General features: G+C 43.4%; 19 protein-coding genes. 16 read left to right on the top strand and 3 right to left on the bottom strand.

Translation table 11 applies throughout. From position 1 onward, the window contains the following. Positions 1-22: 22 nt before the first annotated feature. The 11 genes from I6L24_RS11635 (at position 23) to I6L24_RS11585 (ending at position 11,549) form a co-directional block, all read left to right on the top strand. Complete coding sequence (locus I6L24_RS11635) at positions 23-2,800, top strand: nitrate reductase (RefSeq protein ID WP_168730779.1); 2,778 nt, start codon at positions 23-25, stop codon at positions 2,798-2,800. Beyond that, complete coding sequence (gene mobA / locus I6L24_RS11630) at positions 2,797-3,423, top strand: molybdenum cofactor guanylyltransferase (RefSeq protein ID WP_005266359.1); 627 nt, start codon at positions 2,797-2,799, stop codon at positions 3,421-3,423. Before I6L24_RS11635 ends, mobA begins: the two co-directional genes overlap by 4 nt. 230 nt (positions 3,424-3,653) lie before the next feature. Further along, positions 3,654-4,679, top strand: coding sequence for a GTP 3',8-cyclase MoaA (gene moaA, locus I6L24_RS11625; protein ID WP_005266360.1), 1,026 nt, complete (start codon positions 3,654-3,656; stop codon positions 4,677-4,679). 2 nt (positions 4,680-4,681) lie between these two features. Beyond that, on the top strand, positions 4,682-4,948 hold the full coding sequence (locus I6L24_RS11620) for a MoaD/ThiS family protein (RefSeq protein ID WP_005266361.1): 267 nt from the start codon (positions 4,682-4,684) through the stop codon (positions 4,946-4,948). A gap of 1 nt (position 4,949) precedes the next feature. Beyond that, positions 4,950-5,492: a molybdenum cofactor biosynthesis protein MoaE gene (locus I6L24_RS11615; protein ID WP_005266362.1), complete on the top strand. Its 543-nt coding sequence runs from the start codon at positions 4,950-4,952 to the stop codon at positions 5,490-5,492. Between the two features lie 70 nt (positions 5,493-5,562). Then, the gene (gene moaCB, locus I6L24_RS11610; protein WP_216986047.1) at positions 5,563-6,486 is read left to right on the top strand and encodes a bifunctional molybdenum cofactor biosynthesis protein MoaC/MoaB; all 924 of its coding nucleotides are present in this window, start codon (positions 5,563-5,565) and stop codon (positions 6,484-6,486) included. Beyond that, on the top strand, positions 6,483-7,724 hold the full coding sequence (locus tag I6L24_RS11605; RefSeq protein WP_216986046.1) for a molybdopterin molybdotransferase MoeA: 1,242 nt from the start codon (positions 6,483-6,485) through the stop codon (positions 7,722-7,724). The genes moaCB and I6L24_RS11605 overlap by 4 nt, the downstream gene beginning before the upstream one ends. 47 nt (positions 7,725-7,771) lie before the next feature. Next, positions 7,772-8,536, top strand: a complete 765-nt coding sequence (modA, locus tag I6L24_RS11600; RefSeq protein WP_216986045.1) for a molybdate ABC transporter substrate-binding protein — start codon at positions 7,772-7,774, stop codon at positions 8,534-8,536. A 6-nt stretch (positions 8,537-8,542) separates the two neighbouring features. Further along, positions 8,543-9,226, top strand: a complete 684-nt coding sequence (modB, locus tag I6L24_RS11595; protein ID WP_005096929.1) for a molybdate ABC transporter permease subunit — start codon at positions 8,543-8,545, stop codon at positions 9,224-9,226. Between the two features lies 1 nt (position 9,227). Continuing rightward, positions 9,228-9,869, top strand: a complete 642-nt coding sequence (locus tag I6L24_RS11590; protein ID WP_216986044.1) for an ATP-binding cassette domain-containing protein — start codon at positions 9,228-9,230, stop codon at positions 9,867-9,869. Between the two features lie 330 nt (positions 9,870-10,199). Beyond that, positions 10,200-11,549, top strand: a complete 1,350-nt coding sequence (locus tag I6L24_RS11585) for an MFS transporter (protein ID WP_216986043.1) — start codon at positions 10,200-10,202, stop codon at positions 11,547-11,549. A gap of 298 nt (positions 11,550-11,847) precedes the next feature. Here I6L24_RS11585 and cynS read toward each other — a convergent pair whose 3' ends face one another. Beyond that, a complete protein-coding gene (cynS, locus tag I6L24_RS11580) occupies positions 11,848-12,297 on the bottom strand; it encodes a cyanase (protein WP_216986042.1) in 450 nt (149 codons plus the stop codon). 287 nt (positions 12,298-12,584) lie between these two features. On the opposite strand from cynS, the gene I6L24_RS11575 reads away from it, so the two are divergent. The 3 genes from I6L24_RS11575 to I6L24_RS11565 all read left to right on the top strand — a co-directional run bounded on the left by I6L24_RS11575 (position 12,585) and on the right by I6L24_RS11565 (position 15,642). Beyond that, positions 12,585-13,394, top strand: a complete 810-nt coding sequence (locus I6L24_RS11575) for a formate/nitrite transporter family protein (protein WP_004646987.1) — start codon at positions 12,585-12,587, stop codon at positions 13,392-13,394. 66 nt (positions 13,395-13,460) lie between these two features. Continuing rightward, complete coding sequence (locus tag I6L24_RS11570) at positions 13,461-15,191, top strand: bifunctional protein-serine/threonine kinase/phosphatase (RefSeq protein WP_216986041.1); 1,731 nt, start codon at positions 13,461-13,463, stop codon at positions 15,189-15,191. A gap of 253 nt (positions 15,192-15,444) precedes the next feature. Next, the gene (locus tag I6L24_RS11565; RefSeq protein WP_216986040.1) at positions 15,445-15,642 is read left to right on the top strand and encodes a hypothetical protein; all 198 of its coding nucleotides are present in this window, start codon (positions 15,445-15,447) and stop codon (positions 15,640-15,642) included. Between the two features lie 160 nt (positions 15,643-15,802). Here I6L24_RS11565 and I6L24_RS11560 read toward each other — a convergent pair whose 3' ends face one another. Beyond that, entirely contained in the window at positions 15,803-15,970 is a 168-nt protein-coding gene (locus I6L24_RS11560; RefSeq protein ID WP_216986039.1) for a hypothetical protein, read from the bottom strand. A gap of 331 nt (positions 15,971-16,301) precedes the next feature. Between I6L24_RS11560 and I6L24_RS11555 the strand changes: the two genes are divergently transcribed. Both I6L24_RS11555 and I6L24_RS11550 read left to right on the top strand, forming a co-directional pair. Beyond that, positions 16,302-17,219 carry a LysR family transcriptional regulator gene (locus I6L24_RS11555; RefSeq protein WP_216986038.1) on the top strand — a complete coding sequence of 306 codons (918 nt, stop codon included), beginning with the start codon at positions 16,302-16,304 and terminating at the stop codon, positions 17,217-17,219. A 502-nt stretch (positions 17,220-17,721) separates the two neighbouring features. After that, entirely contained in the window at positions 17,722-19,899 is a 2,178-nt protein-coding gene (locus tag I6L24_RS11550) for a TonB-dependent receptor family protein (RefSeq protein WP_216986037.1), read from the top strand. A gap of 64 nt (positions 19,900-19,963) precedes the next feature. Here the strand turns inward: I6L24_RS11550 and I6L24_RS11545 are convergent, their stop codons facing one another. Beyond that, entirely contained in the window at positions 19,964-20,572 is a 609-nt protein-coding gene (locus I6L24_RS11545; RefSeq protein WP_004280329.1) for a MarC family protein, read from the bottom strand. Between the last annotated feature and the right edge of the window lie 17 nt (positions 20,573-20,589).

The following is a 20,589-nucleotide window of genomic DNA, read 5'->3' as shown; positions in this document are numbered from 1 at the left end:
ATGATTAAGGAGCACAGCAGCAATGAATAGTATTCCGGTTATGGAACTACATAGCTCTACTGAATCCCAAATAAAAACCACTCAGACGACCTGTCCTTATTGTGGAGTAGGCTGTGGTGTCATCGCGCATGTAAGCCAAACCCCTATGGGTGAAAAGGTTCAGGTTGAAGGCGATGTTCAGCATCCTGCGAACTTGGGCAAGTTGTGTATTAAAGGCAGTCATCTTGCCGATACACTTGGCTTAAAAACCCGGCTTCTGCATCCGATGACAGGGCGAAAAGAGCAGCGGCAAATAAGCACTTGGGATCATGCTATTTCAAGTATTGCCAATAAATTTCAGCAATATATTGATCAGTATGGACGTGACAGCATCGCCTTTTACGTCTCCGGCCAGCTTTTGACTGAAGACTATTATGTGGTGAACAAGTTTGTAAAGGGCTATCTCGGTACTGCCAATATTGATACCAATTCAAGACTGTGCATGTCATCTGCTGTGGCAGCGCATAAACGGGCTTTTGGCGAAGATCTGGTACCGGCCAGCTATACAGATTTTGAGCAGACAGAAATGGTGGTTCTGGTCGGATCCAATACCGCCTGGTGCCATCCGGTGCTTTATCAGCGCATTATGAAAGCCAAAGAAGAGCGGGATTTATTCGTGGTAGTGATTGATCCACGCTTTACCGCAACCTGTGAAGCGGCAGACTTACACTTGCCGATTTTACCAGGTCAGGATGTCGCGCTGTTTAATGGCTTGTTGCAATATCTTCAGCAAAATGGTCATGCCGATCTGGATTTTGTTACACACCATACTCAAGGTCTGGAGCAGGCGCTTGCCAGTAGCTCGACAGAGTCATCACTTGAAAGCGTGGCAAAACGTACCGGTATTGCTATTGAAAAATTAACCTTATTTTTTCAGAAATTTGCCCAGAACGAAAAAATCATGAGCCTGTTTTCCATGGGCGTAAACCAATCCTCTCAAGGAGTAGACAAAGCCAATAGCATTATCAACTGTCATTTATTGACAGGAAAAATAGGCAAACCCGGTTCGGCACCTTTTTCCATGACCGGACAGCCGAATGCGATGGGCGGACGGGAGGTCGGTGGGCTGGCCAATATGCTGGCCAGTCATCTGGATTTGGATAATCCGCAACATCAGCAACTGGTGCAGGATTTCTGGCAAAGCCCGGTCATCGCGCGGCAGCCCGGATTAAAAGCAGTCGATTTATTTCAAGCGGTGGAAAGCGGGAAAATCAAAGCCATCTGGATTATGGCCACCAATCCGATCGTGAGTTTGCCCGATGCAGATCAGGTTAAACGCGCTCTGGAGAAGTGTGAATTTGTGGTGGTCTCCGATATTTGTCTCAACACCGATACCACGCAATATGCCGATGTACTGTTACCGGCACTGGGTTGGGGCGAAAAAGATGGCACAGTCACCAATTCGGAGCGCTGTATTTCCCGGCAAAAGGCTTTTTTGCCGGCTCCGGGTGAAGCTAAAGCAGACTGGTGGGCCATTTCCCGGGTGGCTCAGGTCTTAGGTTTTCGCGGTTTTGACTTTAACAACAGTCATGACATTTTTCTGGAACATGCCCGTTTATCTGCCTATCAGAATAGTTCGCTTTCGCAACGTGAAGATACACCGAATTTTCGCTATTTCAACCTGCAAGGTTTAACTCATCTCGGTTTTGCGGAATATCAGAATCTAACACCGATTCGGTGGCCAGTCTGGGATAAGCAAGAAGTTTATCAGGTTGATCAACTATTTAGTCAAGGCCAGTTTAGCCATGCAGATGGCAAAGCCAGATTGGTGCCAACAGTTGCAGCCGATCCGGTACATGCTATTTCTGCTGAATATCCTCTGATCCTGAATACTGGACGCATTCGCGATCAATGGCACACCATGAGCCGTACCGGATTATCTGCCAGTTTGTCCCAGCATCGTGCCGAGCCTTATTGCGAGCTGCATCCGCAAGATGCACTGAAGTATGGCCTGAAAGATGCCGAGCTGGTCGAGGTGAAATCCGCTTGGGGAAGTTGTGTACTCCGTGTGCAATTTTCACAAAATATACGACGTGGCCAGATTTTTGCACCGATTCACTGGAACGACCAGTTTGCATCCGATGCGCGGATTGGCAAAGTGGTGAATCCGGTGGTTGACCCGATTTCCGGCGAGCCAGAATTTAAGCATACTCCGGTGATGATCCAGCCATTTTATACCCAGTGGCAGGGCGTGCTGTATGTACGGGAAGGCTTTGAGCAGAAAATCCAGACCATGATTAAAAATACGGTGTGGTGGAGCAAAACTCAAACCACTCAGGCCATCCGGTATGAACTGGCAGACCGGCGCCGTTTTTCTGATATCACCGGGCAGATCAAGAGCCTGTTAGCCTTTGATGATGAAAGCTTTGAATGGCTGAATCTCGAAGATCAAACGGCGCATATCAGTCATAGTGTGGTGCTTCAGGATGGCCAGTTAATTGCCAGTTTTTATATCGCACCGGCGGCACTATTGCCAGATCGTGACTGGGTGGCAGGCCTGTTTAGACGTGAACGTCTGAGTGCATTACATCGTAAAGCATTGCTGGCAGGTCAGGCCATGTCGATGGGAAATAGTGAAGGGCCATTAGTCTGTAGCTGTTTTAAGGTCGGTAAGAACCGAATTATTCAAACCATTAAAGATAAAAATATCACGCATGAAAAACAGGTAACTGCATGTCTAAAAGCCGGAGGAAATTGTGGTTCATGTTTGCCAGAAATTAGAGGCCTGATTAAAGCCTGCCAGACGGAGTACATAGAATGAAAAGAAGAGTGATGAAGACGGTGTCTTATCCGGAAACTGATGTGGTGATCCTGGCCGGAGGTTTAGCGCGGCGCATGAATGGCATCAATAAATTGCTGCACAAATTTGATGATGAAATCCAGCTCATTAAAATCCATCAGCAGTTGAAGTCCCGGGCAAGCAAAGTTTGGGTCAATAGTCATCGGGATCACTCCATTTATAAACGGATGATTCCTTCGATCGACTTTTATCAGGACGATGAACCCGGTTTTCAGGGACCATTGATGGGCATGAAGAGTGCTTGGTCACATGTACAATCTGATTATGTGCTGTTCGTACCCTGTGATGTGACCTATATTCCCAAAAAAGTCATTTCACGTTTACATCAGGCCCTGCAACGACATCCTTTATCTGAAGTGGCGGTAGTTGAAATCAATGAAAAGGCATTGTTTCCATTCTGTCTGATGAAACGCAGCAGCTTACCCACTCTTATACAACATCTTGAAAATGATCAGCACAGTTTAAAACTCTGTTTTGCTGACATGCACATGCAGCGGGCAAGCTTTAAAAATCGTGCCCTGTTTTTTCACAGTATTAATTCATTTGACGAGCTACAGCAGCATCAACAGCTTAACTTTCTCTAGCGTTTAAAATGCTAAAAGTCGAATTATCATATTCTGGTTCACCAAAATATTGCTTTTTTTATTTTTCGAGCGAACTTTTGGACTAAAAAAGAACAAATATTACCCATTAATATTCATTAAACATAAATTTGTGCAAAGTTGGAACACTTATTGCTCATTCATTGTGAAGAAATAGGGTAGTAAATCAAGACTGTTAAATAACCGTGCAGATCTCATCATGGACCGCAGCAATGAACAGCATGACAGCTTTAGCACCTCGCAGTATCTTTCAGGATCAGTTTGGACGCCAGAAACGTAAGTTGCGGATCTCGGTGACTGACCGTTGTAATTTCAAATGCAGCTATTGCATGCCTGAACATCCGCAATGGATAAATAAAAAAGATTTGCTCAGTTTTGAAGCCCTGTATGCTTTTTGCGAGTTTATGGTGCGACACGGGATTGAGCAGATCCGGGTGACGGGTGGCGAACCGTTGATGCGTCAAGGTATTGTTCATTTTATTGCTCGCTTGCAGACATTGAAAGCCTTTGGCCTGAAACGTATTTCCATGACCAGTAATGGCCATTATTTAAAAGATTATGCTCAAGCGCTTAAACAGGCAGGACTGGACGATCTGAATATCAGTCTAGACAGTCTTGATCCAAAGCAGTTTCAGCAACTGACCCAAAAACAGTTACAGCCTGTACTTCAAGGTATTTCTGCCGCACAGCAGGCAGGTTTGACCGTCAAGATCAATAGTGTGCTCATCAAAGGCATCAATGACAATCAGATTATTCCTTTGGTGAAATGGGCACAGCATCAGGCTATAGAACTGCGTTTTATTGAGTTTATGCCCCTCGATGGCGATCAGAAATGGAATCCGTCTGATGTCATCAGTGAGCAGGATATCCTGGATCAACTGAAAACTGAATTTGATGTCCAGGTATCTCAAGGACAAGGCGCCAATCCAGCCCGTGGCTATTTGGTCAATGGGCAGCCTTTGGGGATTATTTCCACCATTACCCATTCATTTTGCAGTGATTGTGACCGTCTGCGCCTCAATGCCCAAGGTGAATTTTATAACTGTTTATTTGCCAGACAAGGCCTGAACCTTAAGGCAGATATCGAACAACTGGCGCTGGATCATTTCGCCACACAGACATTTCAGCACAAGCTCCACGCTTATATCTGGCATAAAGAGGCCGGCTTCCATGCGATCCAGCAATCACCAATACAAAAGCCGATCCGAAAAATCAGCATGCACAGCATTGGAGGGTAAATATGTCACTCACTCAGCAAAAATTAATTCATATCAAAATAGAAGCCTTCGGTGCGATTGAACGACAAATTCCCACAGATTTAAATTTGCAATGCGAGTCTGAAATTCAGGTTTCTGAAGTCCTGAACCAGTTGCTATCCCTCTATCCCGATATACAGCCCATGCTGGAACGTTGTGCCTGTGCAATCGGTGAAGACATTATTTCCAGACAGAATGTTTTAAATCGTGACAGTACGCTGGTGCTGTTATCGCCGGTAGCAGGAGGCTGAGATGCAACTCAAGTCACTAAAACAATTTGCCCGAATCCAGCAGACTGCTTTTAGTCTGGAGGATTTTGATGGTATCCAGCATTTTCCGGAATGTGGTGGAATCGGCATCTTTGTCGGAACAGTACGTAACCATCATCAGGGAAAAGCTGTGCGTGCCCTGAAATATACTGCCTATGCGCCTGTGGCTGAAAAAATGATTCGTGAAATTGAACAGCAGATCCAGACCAAATATCAGGTGTCTTATGTGCGGGTGGTACATCGGATAGGTGAGCTGGGGGTTGGAGAAATAGCCATTATTGCTATGGCTTATGCCGCCCATCGTCGTGAGGCTTTTGCGGCCTGTGAGGAAGCTGTGGAACGGGTGAAGCATGAAGTTCCGGTCTGGAAAGAAGAATTTTATACGGATGGTAGCAGTCAATATGTCGAAGGCTGTTGTATCCGAAAAGATCATGGACCTGAAACGGATCACTCTCATCATGCAGAAGAAGCGCATTGTCACCATCACCATGTAGCAGAACACGCTTGCCAATCACCATCTAATTAAATGCGTCCAATGAGGATGCATAAGATGAATCACTTTAAAACAGATTTTAAAAATTAGCCTGGGATGAATCATGAAAAATGTAGGGATGAAAGCAGAAAGTTACCGTACAGCAATTGCCACTGGAATCCTGCATGCACCGCCACATTGCATTGAGCTGCTACGTAATGGCAATACTGAAAAAGGTGATGCCCTGAAAACAGCACGCATTGCCGGCATTCTAGGTGCCAAACGGACCGATGAGCTGATTCCATTGTGCCATCCATTACCGATTTATCGTGCCGATGTGGAATATGAACTGTGTGATGCACATGTCGAAATTATTGCTACTGTTGAAACCATTGGACCAACTGGTGTGGAAATGGAAGCTTTGACAGCGGTCAGTCTGGCAGGTCTGACCTTGTATGACATGCTGAAGCCGCATTGTGAACCGGAAGATTTGTCGCTGGATCAATGCAGGTTGCAGCAGAAAAAAGGCGGAAAATCACATTTTACCCGCATACTTAAAGAGAGTCTGTCCGCTTCGGTTATTGTGCTGTCCGATACGGTTGCAGCAGGCAAAAAGCCGGACACTGCCGGACAAAACGTAATGGAAATTTTAAAAGAAGCCAATTTTGATTCTATTAGTTATCAGGTTATTCCCGATAGCCCAGAACAGCTCTTGACCCTGATTGAACAGCAGAAAAATCAGTATCCGCTGATTCTAACTGTGGGCGGTACTGGCTTAGGTCCTAAAGACCTGACAGTTGAGACTCTGCAACCTTTGCTGCAACGGGAAATTCCAGGCTTGATGGAAGCTTCACGTAGTTTTGGGCAAAAACGTACCCCTTATGCAGCATTAAGTCGTGGCGTGGCTGGCTATATTGAGAACAGTCTGGTGATGACCCTACCGGGAAGTCGTCAGGGTGCGAAAGAATCTCTGATCGCGGTACTTCCGGCTTTGGTGCACTTGTTTGATGTGCAAAAAAATATCCCACATGCGGGGGGCTATCAATGAATCAGGCACTATCACATTCAGCCTGCGGTGCTGAACCGGGACTGATTTCTGTTGATCAGGCACTGCAGATGTTACTTGAGCAGACGCATATCTTGGTAGCTGAAAGCCTGCCGCTTGCTCGGGCTCTGAATCGCTATCTGGCAGAGGCGATTGATTCGGCCATACCATTGCCGCTGTTTTCACAAAGTGCTGTAGATGGCTATGCGCTTTGTAGTCCAGAAAATGTTAGTGCTCACAGCACTTTTGAACTCATTGGAGAGATTCGGGCAGGGCAAAGTACTGAAATTGAACTGCGGCCAGGTCAGGCGGTCCGGATTTTTACCGGTGCCAGGATTCCAGCAGGAACTACAACGGTCGCCCGTCAGGAAATTGTCAAATGCCATGCCAATCAAATCATTATTACAACAGACCTAAAGCCTCATACGGATATACGTGATGCAGGCGAGGAAATCGCACAAGGGCAGCGTCTGGCAGATGCAGGTCAAAAACTGCATGTAGGTGCAATTGCAGCTTTGAGCATGGCAGGCGTAAAGCAGGTTTCAGTCTATCGTTATCCTAAAATTGCTGTTGTGATTACTGGAGATGAAGTCGCTTCCAGCATTGAAGACCTGAATTCCGGAAAAATCTTTGACGCCAATGCTCCACTGATTCAGGCCTGGTTTCAGTCACAGGGTCAAAACGTAGATATTCTGCATGTGCCCGATTGTGAGTCCGAACTGCAATTATTACTGAACCGACTCAAACACCAATACGATGTCATCTTGACCACAGGCGGGGTTTCGGTGGGTGATTATGATTTCATTCGCCCTGTTGCCCTGGAGCAGGGTTTTGAGCAGATTTTCTGGAAAGTGAAGCAGAAGCCCGGAAAACCGATGTTATTTGCCAAGTATCGTCGAGATGATCAAGGTTACTGTTATCTCTTGGGTCTACCGGGAAATCCGGCTGCCGTGTATGTCGGGATGCAAATCTATACGGCAACTTTACTGAATGCCTTACAAGGGCAAAAGCAGTCACCTGCATGGCTTAGTGCGGTAATGACGCATGACTTGAAAGCGGATGCACGTGAACGCTTTTTAAGAATGGCTGCCGAATTTGATCAGGGCACTTTAAAGCTCAAGAGCCTGGCAAAACAACAGTCGCATATGTTGAGTAATCTGATGCAGGCCAACTGTCTGGTCCGTATTCCGGCAGGAACAGAAATCCAGGCTGGGCAAGTGGTACAGGGTTTGCTGATTTGAAATGCCTGTCGCAATTTTCAATATTCGAATCACATAGAATGAGAAAGATGGATTTATTCAAAGTTCTACTCACTGGCGTGCTGTTGACTAGCCCCATGCTGTATGCCGAAACAGTTAAAATATATGCCGCAGCCAGCCTGACCAATGCGATTACTGATATTTCCAGACTATATGAGCAACAGCATCGGGACATCCAGATCGTTCCGGTTTTTGCTGCGTCTTCGGTATTGGCGAAACAAATTGCGGCGGGAGCCAGCAGTGATCTATTTTTCTCTGCAGACCTAGACTGGATGAATGATCTGATCAAGAAACAAAAAATTCAGATCGGTCAGATTCGACCTTTGCTTTTGAATGAACTCGTATTGATTAGTCCTATTCAGCAAAAAAATCATTTTAAAATGTCAGCCGACTTTAATCTTGCTAAAGCCTTTCAAGGCTATCTATGTACCGGACAAATGGAATCGGTGCCTGCCGGAAAATATGCCAAGCAAAGCTTAACCCGGCTAGGCTGGTTGAATCCGCTTCGGGGCAGAATAGTCGGTACGGATAGCGTTCGTTCAACCTTGGCTTTTGTAGAACGTGGCGAATGTCAGATCGGCATTGTGTATAGAACCGATGCCTTGATGAGTAAAAAAGTTAAAATTTCGGGAGTATTTCCAGCCAGTACACATCGTCCGATTGTGTATCCGATTGCTTTAACCCAGCAGGGCCAGAAAAATCAGGCAGCAGTCCAATTTTCTGAATTTATCCAGACGAGTCCAAGGGCCAGGCAGATTTTCCAGAAATATGGTTTTAAGCTTAAGGTAGGCTAACTGCTCATGCTTACACCAGAAGAACTGAGTGCCTTAGCGCTTTCAGCCAAAGTAGCGGGCTTTGCCACAGCGGTGTGTCTGCCATTTGCTATCGCCGTAGCATGGTTACTGGCGCGTTATGAATTCAGGGCCAAATTTCTCGTAGAGGCAATATTGCAGATGCCTATGGTGCTACCGCCGGTAGTACTGGGCTATCTTCTGCTCCTGCTATTTGGTCATCAGGGTATGCTGGGGCAATATCTACATAAATGGGGAATTCAGCTGATATTTAACTGGAAAGGTGCGGTACTGGCAGCAATGATTGTGGCATTTCCTTTAATGGTTCAACCAATTCGCTTGTCTTTTCAAATGATCAACCGGCAGTTAGAACAGGTGGCAGGATCTTTGGGCGCCACACCATGGCGGGTATTCTGTAGCATTAGCCTGCCTCTGGCTTTGCCTGGAATTTTAATCGGCAGCATTTTATGTTTCAGCCGCAGTCTGGGAGAATTTGGTGCCACGATTACCTTTGTTGGCAATATTCCAGAAGAAACCCGTACCATTCCCATCGCCATTTATAGCCTGTTACAACAGCCTGATGGAGAAAGTATGGCTATGCGTTTGGTCATTTTATCTCTGATTCTGGCTTTTTCAGCCTTGATTGCAAATTACTGGATCATGCAGAAGTATCAACGTAAATTGGAGGGTTAAGATGCTGAAGTGTGATTTTCAGTTTAATTACGCAAACTTCCAGCTACAGGCCAGTCTGGATATGCAGACACAATTGATTGGTATTGTGGGAGCCTCAGGAAGTGGGAAAAGCACCTTTTTAAAAAATATTGCAGGGCTATTAAAACCATCACAAGGCTTTATTCATTTTCAGCAAAAAATATTATTTGATCATCAGCAGAAACTGAATATTCCTGTTCATCAAAGAAAAATTGCCCTGATTTTTCAGCAAGCCCTACTGTTTCCGCATCTGAATGTCATGCAGAATTTGAAATATGCAGAACAGCTAAATATAAAAAATAAAGGTCAGCAGAAATTTACGTTTGAAGACATTGTGGAGTTACTCGAATTAAAGCCACTACTTCGGTATCGGGCGCATCAGCTTTCTGGTGGACAGGCACAGCGCGTTTCTATCGGTCGTGCACTTTTATCTTCTCCCGACCTATTACTTTTGGATGAGCCTTTAAATGGACTGGATCAAAAGCTGAAAAACCAGATTTTACCTTTTCTGAAAATTGTGATTCATCAAACAGATTTACCTATGATTTATGTGACTCATCATGTAGATGAAGTGGCGTATTTACAGGCACAACTGCTGCATTTTGAAAAGGGAAAAATTATTTGATCCAGCCCTGCACCGATTTAAACCAGCAATGACTCCGGGCAGGTCATCCTATCGCTGTTTTGCTCATAATTTCTCAGAAGATATCTATTTTTCTCTCTATTTTTAAGAAAGAAAAGTCTAAATTTGAAAGTGAAATAAAAATTATTTTATATAAAAGAATAGTTTATTTTATGTTAAAAATAATCTGGCATGACCTGTGCATATACCTGATTAAAGTCAAAGAAGACTCTACATTTGTATGACGGCCAATGACGTCCGTTCTGATCGTTACTGACATGCCTGGTGCATCACAGTGACTTAAATACGTTCAGTTCTGGTAAGGAAATGGCTATGTCTTCAAATACAAGTCTCAATAAAGCAACAAAAATAAGTCTATTTAACTTCAGTAGTTCAGCGATGCGGGCCTTCCATATGAGTTGGCTCGCTTTTTTTGTCTGTTTTTTTGCATGGTTTGCCTGTGCACCCTTAATGCCTGTGATTGCCGGTGAATTCAGCCTGACCAAAGAGCAGATCGCCAATATCAATATTGCCGCAGTCGCGATTACCATTCTGGTGCGTCTGATCGTGGGGCCGTTATGTGACAAGTACGGTCCGCGTAAAACCTATACCGCCTTACTGATTATTGGCAGTATTCCGGTGTTTGGTGTGGCATCGGCCAACAGTTATGAATCTTTCTTGTTTTTCCGTTTATTGATTGGCGCCATCGGTGCCAGCTTCGTGATTACCCAATATCATACCAGTATCATGTTTGCGCCAAATGTGGTGGGAACGGCAAATGCAACTACAGCAGGTTGGGGGAATGCCGGTGGCGGTGCGACTCAAGCCCTGATGCCTTTAATGCTGGCTGCTTTGGTCATGTTCGGTGTAGAACAGGCAATGGGATGGAGAATTGCGCTTCTGGTGCCGGGTATTCTGATGATCATTGTCGGTGTGCTGTACTGGAAATTCACCCAAGACTGTCCACAAGGTAATTTTAAAGAACTCCGTGCGCAAGGTATTTCTGTCGGTAGCGATAAAAAAGGTAGTCTTGCCATTCTGATACATGCCGCACGTAATTACCGTGTGTGGATTCTGTTTGGGGCTTACGCAGCCTGTTTTGGTATTGAAATTTTCATCCATAATATTATTGCCTTGTACTTTGTCGACAACTTCCAGTTTGGCCTAAAAGAAGCAGGCATGACTGCCGGAATTTTTGGTTTACTGGCATTGTTTGCCCGCGCCTTGGGTGGCATTGTTTCGGATAAAGTCGCGATTCAAAAAGGTCTGGATGGTCGAACCAAAGTTCTGTTTGCCTTGATCATGCTGGAAGGTCTGTTTCTTATTCTATTCTCGCAAATGAATAGCGCGACCTTGGCTATTATGGCGATGACCATCTTTGCCTTGTTTACTCATATGGCATGTGGCGCTACCTATGCACTGGTGCCTTTTATCGACCGTGATGCCTTGGGTGGTGTGGCCGGTATTATTGGTGCAGGTGGCAATGTCGGCGCAGTGGCTGCGGGTTTCCTGTTAAAAGGCATGCTGGATATTCAAACTACTCTGATGGTACTGGGTGGCTTGGTAGTGATTGCTGCAAGTTGTGTGTTGATGATCCGCTTCTCTGTCGAGCATAAAGAAAAAGAACAGCGTTTATATGAACAGGCCGTGACTGAACGTCATCTGGCAGAAGCACAGCAATAACACTACATTCCTGATTTAAAATGAATCAATAAAAAGGATAGCAATATCCTTTTTGTTGCTTTTGCTAACTCAATAATAAAATGATGAACCCAATATTCAGGATAGGAAGGTATTATTAAAAAAGGACAGGATGATTGAATTCATCGAATAAAAATAAAACCATTTATAGTTTATATGTTTAATTTTAGATAAAAAATTATATATATTTTAGTGACGATTTTAAAAAATAAATGAATTTAATAAGTGCAGATAAAATAAAAGCCATTTTAATAATGGCTTTTATTCTTATAGCAGAGGATTAATAAGTTTTATAAGGTAAAAACTTTCCGGATAATACGACATTCACCCGATCTCCGTTTGGGTTATTCTCACGTTGAATATCCATACTGAAATCAATTGCACTCATAATACCATCTCCGAATTCTTCATGGATCAGCTCTTTAATGGTCATGCCATAGACGCTGACCACCTCATACCAGCGATAAATCAGCGGATCTGTCGGCACACTGGTTGGCAGAGAGCCTTTATAGGGTACGATTTGCAGCCAGGCGATGGCTTCATCAGTCAGTCCAAATATTTCACCAATTTTTTCTGCCTGTTCTTTATTAAAAGCCATCTGACCTAAACATGCAGCAGTCACCCATTCTTTAGAAAGGCCTATTGCTTCAGCGACATCTGCCCCTTTGATAGACTTTAAAACTTTCGCTGAAATAATCATGTCTGCCACTTGTTGACGATGGCTAATCATAATCTTCTCCAATAGCTATATTTTAAAAATGACCGCTATAGATAATGCAGAGATTGTGCCAATATAATTATAAGGATTAAATTTTAAAATAATTAATTAAATTCTAAAAAATAATTTTAAATAAATGGCATGCTATTTGCTTTTATCTATATTAAATATGGCAACGGCGCCATGACACAATTGATCTGTTTGAATAATGCAAGGCAAAGACGCCTAGGGTTGAAATAGACCTTAGGCGTCTTTTTATTTGCAAACAGGCAAGTAATTTATATAAAGGGGATAAAAATATGGCTTATCTTGCTCCTGCAGAGTTTGCAAAAAAAGTGGTCGATGCCGGTGAGGCAAAACTTCATATGGCCACGCGTGATGTTTTAATTCGTGCGTTTATGGCAGGCGCAATTCTGGCACTGGCAGCAGTATTTGCCGTGACGATTGCGGTACAAACAGGGGTGCCACTGATCGGTGCGCTGCTATTTCCAGTCGGTTTCTGCATGTTGTATCTCTTGGGCTATGACCTGCTCACTGGGGTATTTGTATTGACTCCATTAGCCTGGCTAGATAAACGTCCTGGGGTAACGTGGTCACGTATTTTAAAAAACTGGGGACTGGTTTTTTTAGGTAACTTTGCCGGATGTTTAACCGTGGCAGTGTTGATGGCCGCAGTCTATACCATGGGTTTCGCAGCTGAACCGAACGCGGTCGGGGTGAAAATTGCCCATATTGGGGAAGACCGGACTTTGGGCTATGCCGAATATGGCTTTGCTGGCTGGATGACAATTTTTATCCGCGGCATGCTGTGTAACTGGATGGTATCACTCGGGGTAATTGGTGCCATGATGTCGACCACGGTCAGTGGCAAATTCATCGCGATGTGGATGCCAATCATGCTGTTTTTCGCCATGGGCTTTGAACATTCAGTGGTGAATATGTTCCTGTTCCCATTTGCCATGATGATGGGCGGTGATTTCTCGATTACAGACTATTTCTTGTGGAATGAATTACCGGTGGCACTGGGGAATCTGGTGGGTGGTCTGGCACTGACAGGTCTGGCGCTCTATACCACGCATGTACGTACTGGCGATAAAAAAGAATTCTAATCTGAGCATGATGATTTATGCCTTGAGATTAAAGGGATCAATTCGATCCCTTTTTGAGTATTTAAAATGAATAAAAAATTAAAGATCAGCATTGGGCAATATTCTTCCGCTGGAATCAAAGCACAGAATCAGGACTTTCATGGGGTCTATATTCCGGAAGGCCATGCGCTTAGCAGTAAGGGCATTGCCTGTGCAATTGCAGACGGAATCAGCAGCAGCAATGTCAGTCATATTGCAGCAGAAACTGCTGTCAGCAGTTTTCTATCGGATTATTATTCGACTTCAGATGCATGGAGTACCCAAACTTCAGCGGCACGGGTCATTCGTGCGACCAACTCCTGGCTCTATGCACAAACCCAGCAAAGCCGCGGGCGTTTTGATAAAGACCAGGGTTATGTCTGCACCTTTAGTGCACTGATTTTGAAACAAAATAGGGCACATATCTTTCATGCTGGCGACAGTCGGATTTATCGAATTCAGGCACAAGCCATTGAACAGTTGACGGATGATCACCGTGTTTGCCTGTCATCAACAGAACATTATTTAAGTCGTGCACTGGGTGCCGACCATCGTATCGATGTCGATTATCAGCAGCTTGAATTATGTGAAGATGATTTCTTTATCTTGATGACAGATGGTGTCTATGAGTTTATTGATATGCAGCTCATATCAGATCTGCTGCAACAGCAACAACATCTGGATATCATTGCCAAGTCTATAGTCGAACTGGCCTTAAAGCGGGGTAGTGATGACAATCTCACCATTCAAATCATTAAAGTGGAACAGTTGCCTGATGAGGAATCCTTTCATATCAAGAGCCATGTTTTATTTCCGCAACAGCTAAGTCATGGTGATCTGTTTGAAGGTTATCGAATTGATAAAATCCTGCACCAAAATCATCGTAGCAGCCTCTATTTGGCGCGTGATGAAGCGACAAAAAATCAGCTGGTCATTAAAACCTTGTCTGTCGATGTGCAGGATGACCTGAAAGCGATAGAACAATTCCAGCTAGAAGACTGGGTATCGAAACGCTTAAAACATGAAAATCTGCTGCAATGCTATCCACATAAGGGCAGCAAGAAGTTTTTATTTCAAAGTTATGAATACTTGCAAGGGGAAAACCTAAGTCGCTGGCTGCATCGTCAAAAAACTGCTTTAACTTTACAACAGTTGCTCCCGATCATTGAGCAGGTGGCCAAAGCATTGAATGCCATGCACCGTCTTGAAATGCTGCACCAGGATGTACGGCCAGAAAATGTCATGCTGCTCGAATCAGCCGATACCTTGAAAGTGAAACTGATTGATTATGGGTCGGCGGCGGTCAGAGGTCTGGTTGAACTGAATCCTAAACATGCAGATGTTCCTTTGGGAACCTTGGCCTTTATGGCACCTGAATATTTTATTGGACGCTCGCCCTCAGTAAAATCAGACCAGTTCTCGCTGGCGGTGATGAGTTATTATTTATTAACCCGGCAATTACCTTATGGGACAGACCTCGCGCGCTGCAAGACCGAAAAGGCCTTAAAGCAGGTTCGATATCATCCACTTTATGAGTATCGACCGGATCTGCCACATGGCCTGGATGCAATCTTTAAAAAAGCGCTTTCTATTCGCCCGGAGCAGCGTTATGAGGCACTTTCAGCATTTATATATGATCTGAAACACCCAGATCTCAAATTTAAAAAATCAGTTTCACGTCCTATGCTTGAAAAGCATCCAGTCACTTTCTGGAAATCCTGCACAGCGATTCTTTTTTTGTTATTGCTCGGGGTATTTGCACTGTATTTTAGTCAATGAAAATAATTCAAATAAGCTGTTGAACTATTTTTTTGATTTAAATAAAAAATCAATAGTGATTTAAGCTGAGATGTAGTAAAAATATCTATTTATTCTTATTGCAGATTTTTATATTTTTACGATGATTGACTTTGTGTTTTCGAGGATTATCCCTATAAAATAGAAAGTGCAGTTAAAATCTAAATAAGCATAAAAACATTGGAATAATAATTGCTTATTTTTAATACCATTAGAATAAAAAGGCAGAAGAGACATGAAAATTCAATTTTTTAAGCTGATTTTAATCTTGGGAAGCAGTATGGCGATGAGCCAAACTAGTTTCGCCGGAGATGGCGGCTTGCGTTTTGCTGAGAAAAATCAGGAAATAGCGGCACAAATTCAGGCCAAGAAAAAAACGGCAGAAACACAAGCGCAGCCCCTACAAGCAAAAGCCTCTACAGAAGCGAAATAGTAAAACAGCACTCATCCAAGAAGGTGAGCTGTTCAGGTTAGATCAGATGTATAAGATGTTGTGATACGAAAAACTAGTCCCTAACTTTTTAATACTGAAAAAAACTCCCCATCTATTTTTAAGAACGGGGAGTTTTTTGTATTTTTGAATCCTTGAAAATTTATTGATTCTGTTCTTCGTCCTGTCTTTCCTGACGCAACTGATCGCGTTGTCGCTGTGGATCATGAAGGCCTAATTGACCTCGCTGGATCTCCCGATCCTGTTTTTCTTGAGGATCAAGTTGCTCTTCAGTGAGTTCTTCATCATTTCGATCGATTGGATTCGACATAGTCTTTCATCCTCTAAAATACTTTCTAATTTTTATTGTATGAATACAGCAAAATTATTCTGTGACTTTTATACCGGAGTTAGTTTTCTATCTTGTTGCTGCTGTAAGTTTAAATGATATTTTATGGGTTATTTTAATGATGTTTAAATTAACTAAGAAAATTAAGTTAATAAAAATTAAGGGATTAGCAATTAAAGCTTACAAACCCAATAGGTGAATATATCTCACTATTTTTATTTAAAAATGAGAAAAACTAAATAAAACAAGAGAAATGGGTTATGCTTAAGACAGATTAAGTGTCATCCGTCTTTTGAAATTTCCGGTATTTGCCATGATAGAACTTCGCCATTTAAGAACTTTAACTGCTCTGCGGGAGCATGGTTCTCTGGTTGCAGCAGCAAGTGATTTATGTTTAACCCCATCGGCCTTGTCACATCAGCTACGTGAACTCGACCAATGGTTTGGCGTCGAAGTGGTCAATCGGCGTAGTCGCCCTGTGAGCTTTTCTAATGTTGGAGAGCGGTTGTTAAAACTGGCAGATGAAATATTACCGCAAGTTCAAATTGCACAGAGTGATATCAGCCGTATTGTGCATGGCCAGACCGGGCGAATAGTTTTCTCCTCTGAATGTCATAGCTGTTTTGACTGGTTGATGCCACTACTCAATCAATACCGGATGCAATATCCGGATGTAGATCTGGACTTTGCTTCAGGTTTTGAATCGAATCCGCATGAATTATTACAAACCGGAGAGTTTGATCTTTTAATTACGGCTGATCCGATTGCGCTTAAAGGCATTGAATATTTTCCGATATTTGAATACGAATCACGCTTGGTTTTATCCAATACCCATCCACTGGTACGTGCGAAAGAGATTACTGTTCAGGAACTTGCTGAAGAAACGCTGGTGACTTATCCGGTGGATAAACACCGTTTAGACATTATGTCGCGCTTGTTTATTCCCGCTAATATTCTACCAAAAGCCATTCGCACCACCGACTTGACTCAAATGCTGATTCAGTTAGTGGCAAGTGGTCGCGGGATTGGTGCATTACCTGATTGGGTGGTAAATGAATATGAGCAGAAAGGCTGGGTGACATCACGCCGTTTAGACTGTGTAGCGCCTGAAGGCTTACGTCGAACTTTATACGCCGGCTATCGCACAGAAGAAAAGCAGAAAGATTATTTTGAAGGCTTCTTGAAACAGCTGGATCGGTTTTCCAAAAAAAGACAGGTCTACTACAACTGATCAATGAATAGTTGAATGTCTATAAGCCCGTGATTCTTAAAAATCCTGCATCGTCAGGATTTTTTTAAAATGGACTTTTTTCTCTCAAGAATTTCAATTTTTCTATAAGATGATGAGGTTAATCTTGTCTACTTCAAGTCAGAAAATATACAACTTCGATCAACTTTCGAAATTAAAGAATTGGTTTAGTGGATTATAATTTTTGATAAGTATTACATTTTGCCAAGTGGAAATACATCTGTGCAGAATTAAATATCATATTATTAAATATCAAATACTTAAAAATTAAGTTCTTGGAACTTGTGAGGATGTGGTTCTGATCTTGCAAGTTGATTTTTAATAAAAAGATTAAATAAAATGAAAAAACATACGCTGATCAGTCAATTTTTTGGCAGAAAATAACTCCTGAAAATAACAATGTTGATCTATGCTACAGCATAATTTTTAAACTGATTTCCTCTCATAAAACGGAATCACTTATACAGGACTGTATAAACTCGCCATGCACATGACAAAAATTCCTCTCAAGAAAAGCCCGCTGAGCCTCATGATCTTGTCGATTGTCTCAGGTCATCTTTATGCTGAAACTGCCGTAGAACCGGGCAACGTTCAACAGCTGAATACTATTGTGATCAGCGCTGAGCAAAATGCCAATCCGCAGCAGCAATATCAGAAAGAGCTGGCTCAGGTTTCAGGAGGAACGAATTTTATTGGCGAGCAGCAGCTAGAACAGCAGCGACTTGCAACCACGGCCGATGTGTTCCGTTTACAGCCAGGAATTTATGCCCAGTCTGCAGGGAATGAAGGTGCAAAAATATCGATCCGTGGCTCAGGCATCAACCGGACTTCGGGTGCACATGCATCCGGTACGCACGTCCTGATTGATGATATTCCATTTACCGGACCGGGTGGTACAGCGTATGAACTGCTAGAACCCTGGTGGATTGATCATGTCGGCGTCTATCGCGGAGCCAATGGCTTTAAACAGGGTGGACTGGCCTTAGGTGGAACAATCAACTATAAATCCAAGACTGGCGCTGATCAGGATGGCTCTGAACTCAAATATGAAATGGGCAGTCATGGTTATCAGAAATATCAGTTTAGTACCGGCCGAAAGCTGGATCAGATGGATTATTATTTGGCGCTGACGGGTACCCAGTTCGATGGGATTCAGGATCATGCTGAAGGCGATGGCAAAGGTCTGGCTTTTAATTTGGGCTATCAAATTAGTCCGGATATCGAAACCCGTTTTTATGCCCGTTACCGTGAGAGCAAGCATTTAACTCCAGGTCGTATTACGCAAGAACAGCTCAAAAATGATCCTGAAGCAGCGAATAGCTTTAATTTAGCGGTAGATGCCAAACGGATTCAGCCAGGCAGTACCTGGTTGGCCAATACTACGACCTGGAATTTACAGGATGATGCTAAACTGACCGGCAGTCTGGCTTATCATCATTATCCGCTGGATTTACGTGAAAGCAGTTATCGTACTAATGTCGATTATGAAGATATTACAGCGCGCTTCCAGTATGAAAAACCTTACCAGTTTCTAGGTCTGGAGCATCAGGGGCGTATTGCCTTGCGCAGCACGACTCATCGTCCGGACAGTGGTGTAACGGAAACCATCCGACGTGATACGACTATTGATGGAACTTTGTATCCGGCAGATACCGTTACCCGCCGTTATACCTATCGCGGTTCAGACAACGTCCTGCAATTTGATCAGGAAACCACATTAAATGATCAGTTCAAATTAGATCTGGGATTGGCAGCGGTGTATACCCATCGGGAAAGTGAAGTAACTTATCCTGTGGCGAGTCCTGAAGTCAGTCGTTATGAATGGAATTTTGCACCACGACTTGGGTTGACCTATCAGCCGAATGACTCTGTGCAATGGTTTGCCAATTTAAGCCGCAGTATTGAGCCGGCACATCCCTGGGCGATGGCTTGGTCTTCACCTTATTATTATCCTAAAGACAATGGAGCTGCATCAAATCGAGTGCGTGCGCCAATCTATTTGGACACGCAAACCGCTAATAGCTTTGAACTGGGCGGACGTGGACAATCGGGCTTTGGAGACTGGGCACTGAGCTACTATTATTCTAAAGTAAAAAATGAACTGTTAACCTCTGAAATGATTAAGGATTATGGAGATACTGTTGATCCCAATACACCAAAGGAAAGAATCGGTGTAGAAGAAAATGCGACGCCAACGATTCATCAAGGGGTGGAGCTAAGTCTAGATACGCCATTGCATGAATCCCAATATGGCGAACTGCGTCTGCAACAGGCTTATACCCTTAGCGATTTCCAGTACAAAAATGATCCATTGTTTGGCAAGAACCAGTTGCCAGGAATCCCTAAACATCTGTATCAGGCTCAACTAAGTTATGCCTTGAATAATGGCCTCTATATTGGTTTGAATACCGAATATGCATCGAAGATGGCACATGATTATGCCAATAGCCGATTCAGTGATGACTATCAGATCTGGGGCATTGACGTGGGTTATGCACCAGAACATCAATCGTGGAAAACCTGGATCAACTTTAAAAATATCACGGATGAGAAATATGCTGCGGTCGTGATTCCTGGTCTGAATGATAAAGGTGCTGATGTAGCGCGATCTTCACCAGGTGAAGGTTTTTCTACTTATGCCGGTGTGTCATTTAAATTTTAATTTTTAAAATCAAAAAAAAGAGCGGTGAAAACCGCTCTTTTTATTTATTGATAGAAAAGGTTTATCAGGTTTCTAAAATTCCGGTAACGCCTGTCACAATCATATCGATGGCAATCGTACCAATCAGAAGCGCAGCAACACGACCGACAATATCGACATACAGGTCAATGTAGTTGGAATATTTATGTTGTAAATGATCATGCAGATATTTCATCAGGATCAGCAGGCTACAAGTCAGAAACAGCGTAGAAAAAATCACCAGAATGGTTTGCATTAAACTGAGCTGTATGCCGGTGATCACAGATGCCGAAATGGTACCCGGACCGATCATAAACGGCATGGCAATCGTGCCCGCCAGATGACTGGGCGCTCCACGCATCACACCAATCGTATCAGCACCTTCAAAGACATAACGATAGCCAATCACCAGAAAAATAATACCGCCAAAAATCTGGAAGGACTCAAACCGTACATGCAAGACTTCATTAAAGAAGGCTTCACCGGTTTTTGCAAAAATGATGAACACAATAAAGCTGATCAGACTGCCCTGAATCAATGCCATGTTGAATACTTTTGCGTCGGAATTACGGATAATTCCGAGCATATAAATACTCATCAGAAAAGGGTTGAGCAGGGAGAAAAACAGGGCAAATGCATTCAAACTTTCTGACATCATTCAGTCCTTCCGTA

The organism is Acinetobacter lwoffii, assembly GCF_019048525.1.
Taxonomy (GTDB): Bacteria; Pseudomonadota; Gammaproteobacteria; order Pseudomonadales; family Moraxellaceae; genus Acinetobacter; species Acinetobacter lwoffii_K.
The sequence above is the reverse complement of the archived record's forward strand: the minus strand, read 5'-3'. Positions and strand labels throughout refer to the sequence as shown.

What these genes read in the sequence shown, in the direction of transcription:
- I6L24_RS11635 (WP_168730779.1), top strand. Translation starts at nt 23, where the DNA reads ATGAATAGTATTCCGGTTATGGAACTACATAGCTCTACTGAATCCCAA.
- mobA (WP_005266359.1), top strand. Translation starts at nt 2,797, where the DNA reads ATGAAAAGAAGAGTGATGAAGACGGTGTCTTATCCGGAAACTGATGTG.
- moaA (WP_005266360.1), top strand. Translation starts at nt 3,654, where the DNA reads ATGAACAGCATGACAGCTTTAGCACCTCGCAGTATCTTTCAGGATCAG.
- I6L24_RS11620 (WP_005266361.1), top strand. Translation starts at nt 4,682, where the DNA reads ATGTCACTCACTCAGCAAAAATTAATTCATATCAAAATAGAAGCCTTC.
- I6L24_RS11615 (WP_005266362.1), top strand. Translation starts at nt 4,950, where the DNA reads ATGCAACTCAAGTCACTAAAACAATTTGCCCGAATCCAGCAGACTGCT.
- moaCB (WP_216986047.1), top strand. Translation starts at nt 5,563, where the DNA reads ATGAAAAATGTAGGGATGAAAGCAGAAAGTTACCGTACAGCAATTGCC.
- I6L24_RS11605 (WP_216986046.1), top strand. Translation starts at nt 6,483, where the DNA reads ATGAATCAGGCACTATCACATTCAGCCTGCGGTGCTGAACCGGGACTG.
- modA (WP_216986045.1), top strand. Translation starts at nt 7,772, where the DNA reads ATGGATTTATTCAAAGTTCTACTCACTGGCGTGCTGTTGACTAGCCCC.
- modB (WP_005096929.1), top strand. Translation starts at nt 8,543, where the DNA reads ATGCTTACACCAGAAGAACTGAGTGCCTTAGCGCTTTCAGCCAAAGTA.
- I6L24_RS11590 (WP_216986044.1), top strand. Translation starts at nt 9,228, where the DNA reads ATGCTGAAGTGTGATTTTCAGTTTAATTACGCAAACTTCCAGCTACAG.
- I6L24_RS11585 (WP_216986043.1), top strand. Translation starts at nt 10,200, where the DNA reads ATGTCTTCAAATACAAGTCTCAATAAAGCAACAAAAATAAGTCTATTT.
- cynS (WP_216986042.1), bottom strand. Translation starts at nt 12,297, where the DNA reads ATGATTAGCCATCGTCAACAAGTGGCAGACATGATTATTTCAGCGAAA.
- I6L24_RS11575 (WP_004646987.1), top strand. Translation starts at nt 12,585, where the DNA reads ATGGCTTATCTTGCTCCTGCAGAGTTTGCAAAAAAAGTGGTCGATGCC.
- I6L24_RS11570 (WP_216986041.1), top strand. Translation starts at nt 13,461, where the DNA reads ATGAATAAAAAATTAAAGATCAGCATTGGGCAATATTCTTCCGCTGGA.
- I6L24_RS11565 (WP_216986040.1), top strand. Translation starts at nt 15,445, where the DNA reads ATGAAAATTCAATTTTTTAAGCTGATTTTAATCTTGGGAAGCAGTATG.
- I6L24_RS11560 (WP_216986039.1), bottom strand. Translation starts at nt 15,970, where the DNA reads ATGTCGAATCCAATCGATCGAAATGATGAAGAACTCACTGAAGAGCAA.
- I6L24_RS11555 (WP_216986038.1), top strand. Translation starts at nt 16,302, where the DNA reads ATGATAGAACTTCGCCATTTAAGAACTTTAACTGCTCTGCGGGAGCAT.
- I6L24_RS11550 (WP_216986037.1), top strand. Translation starts at nt 17,722, where the DNA reads ATGCACATGACAAAAATTCCTCTCAAGAAAAGCCCGCTGAGCCTCATG.
- I6L24_RS11545 (WP_004280329.1), bottom strand. Translation starts at nt 20,572, where the DNA reads ATGTCAGAAAGTTTGAATGCATTTGCCCTGTTTTTCTCCCTGCTCAAC.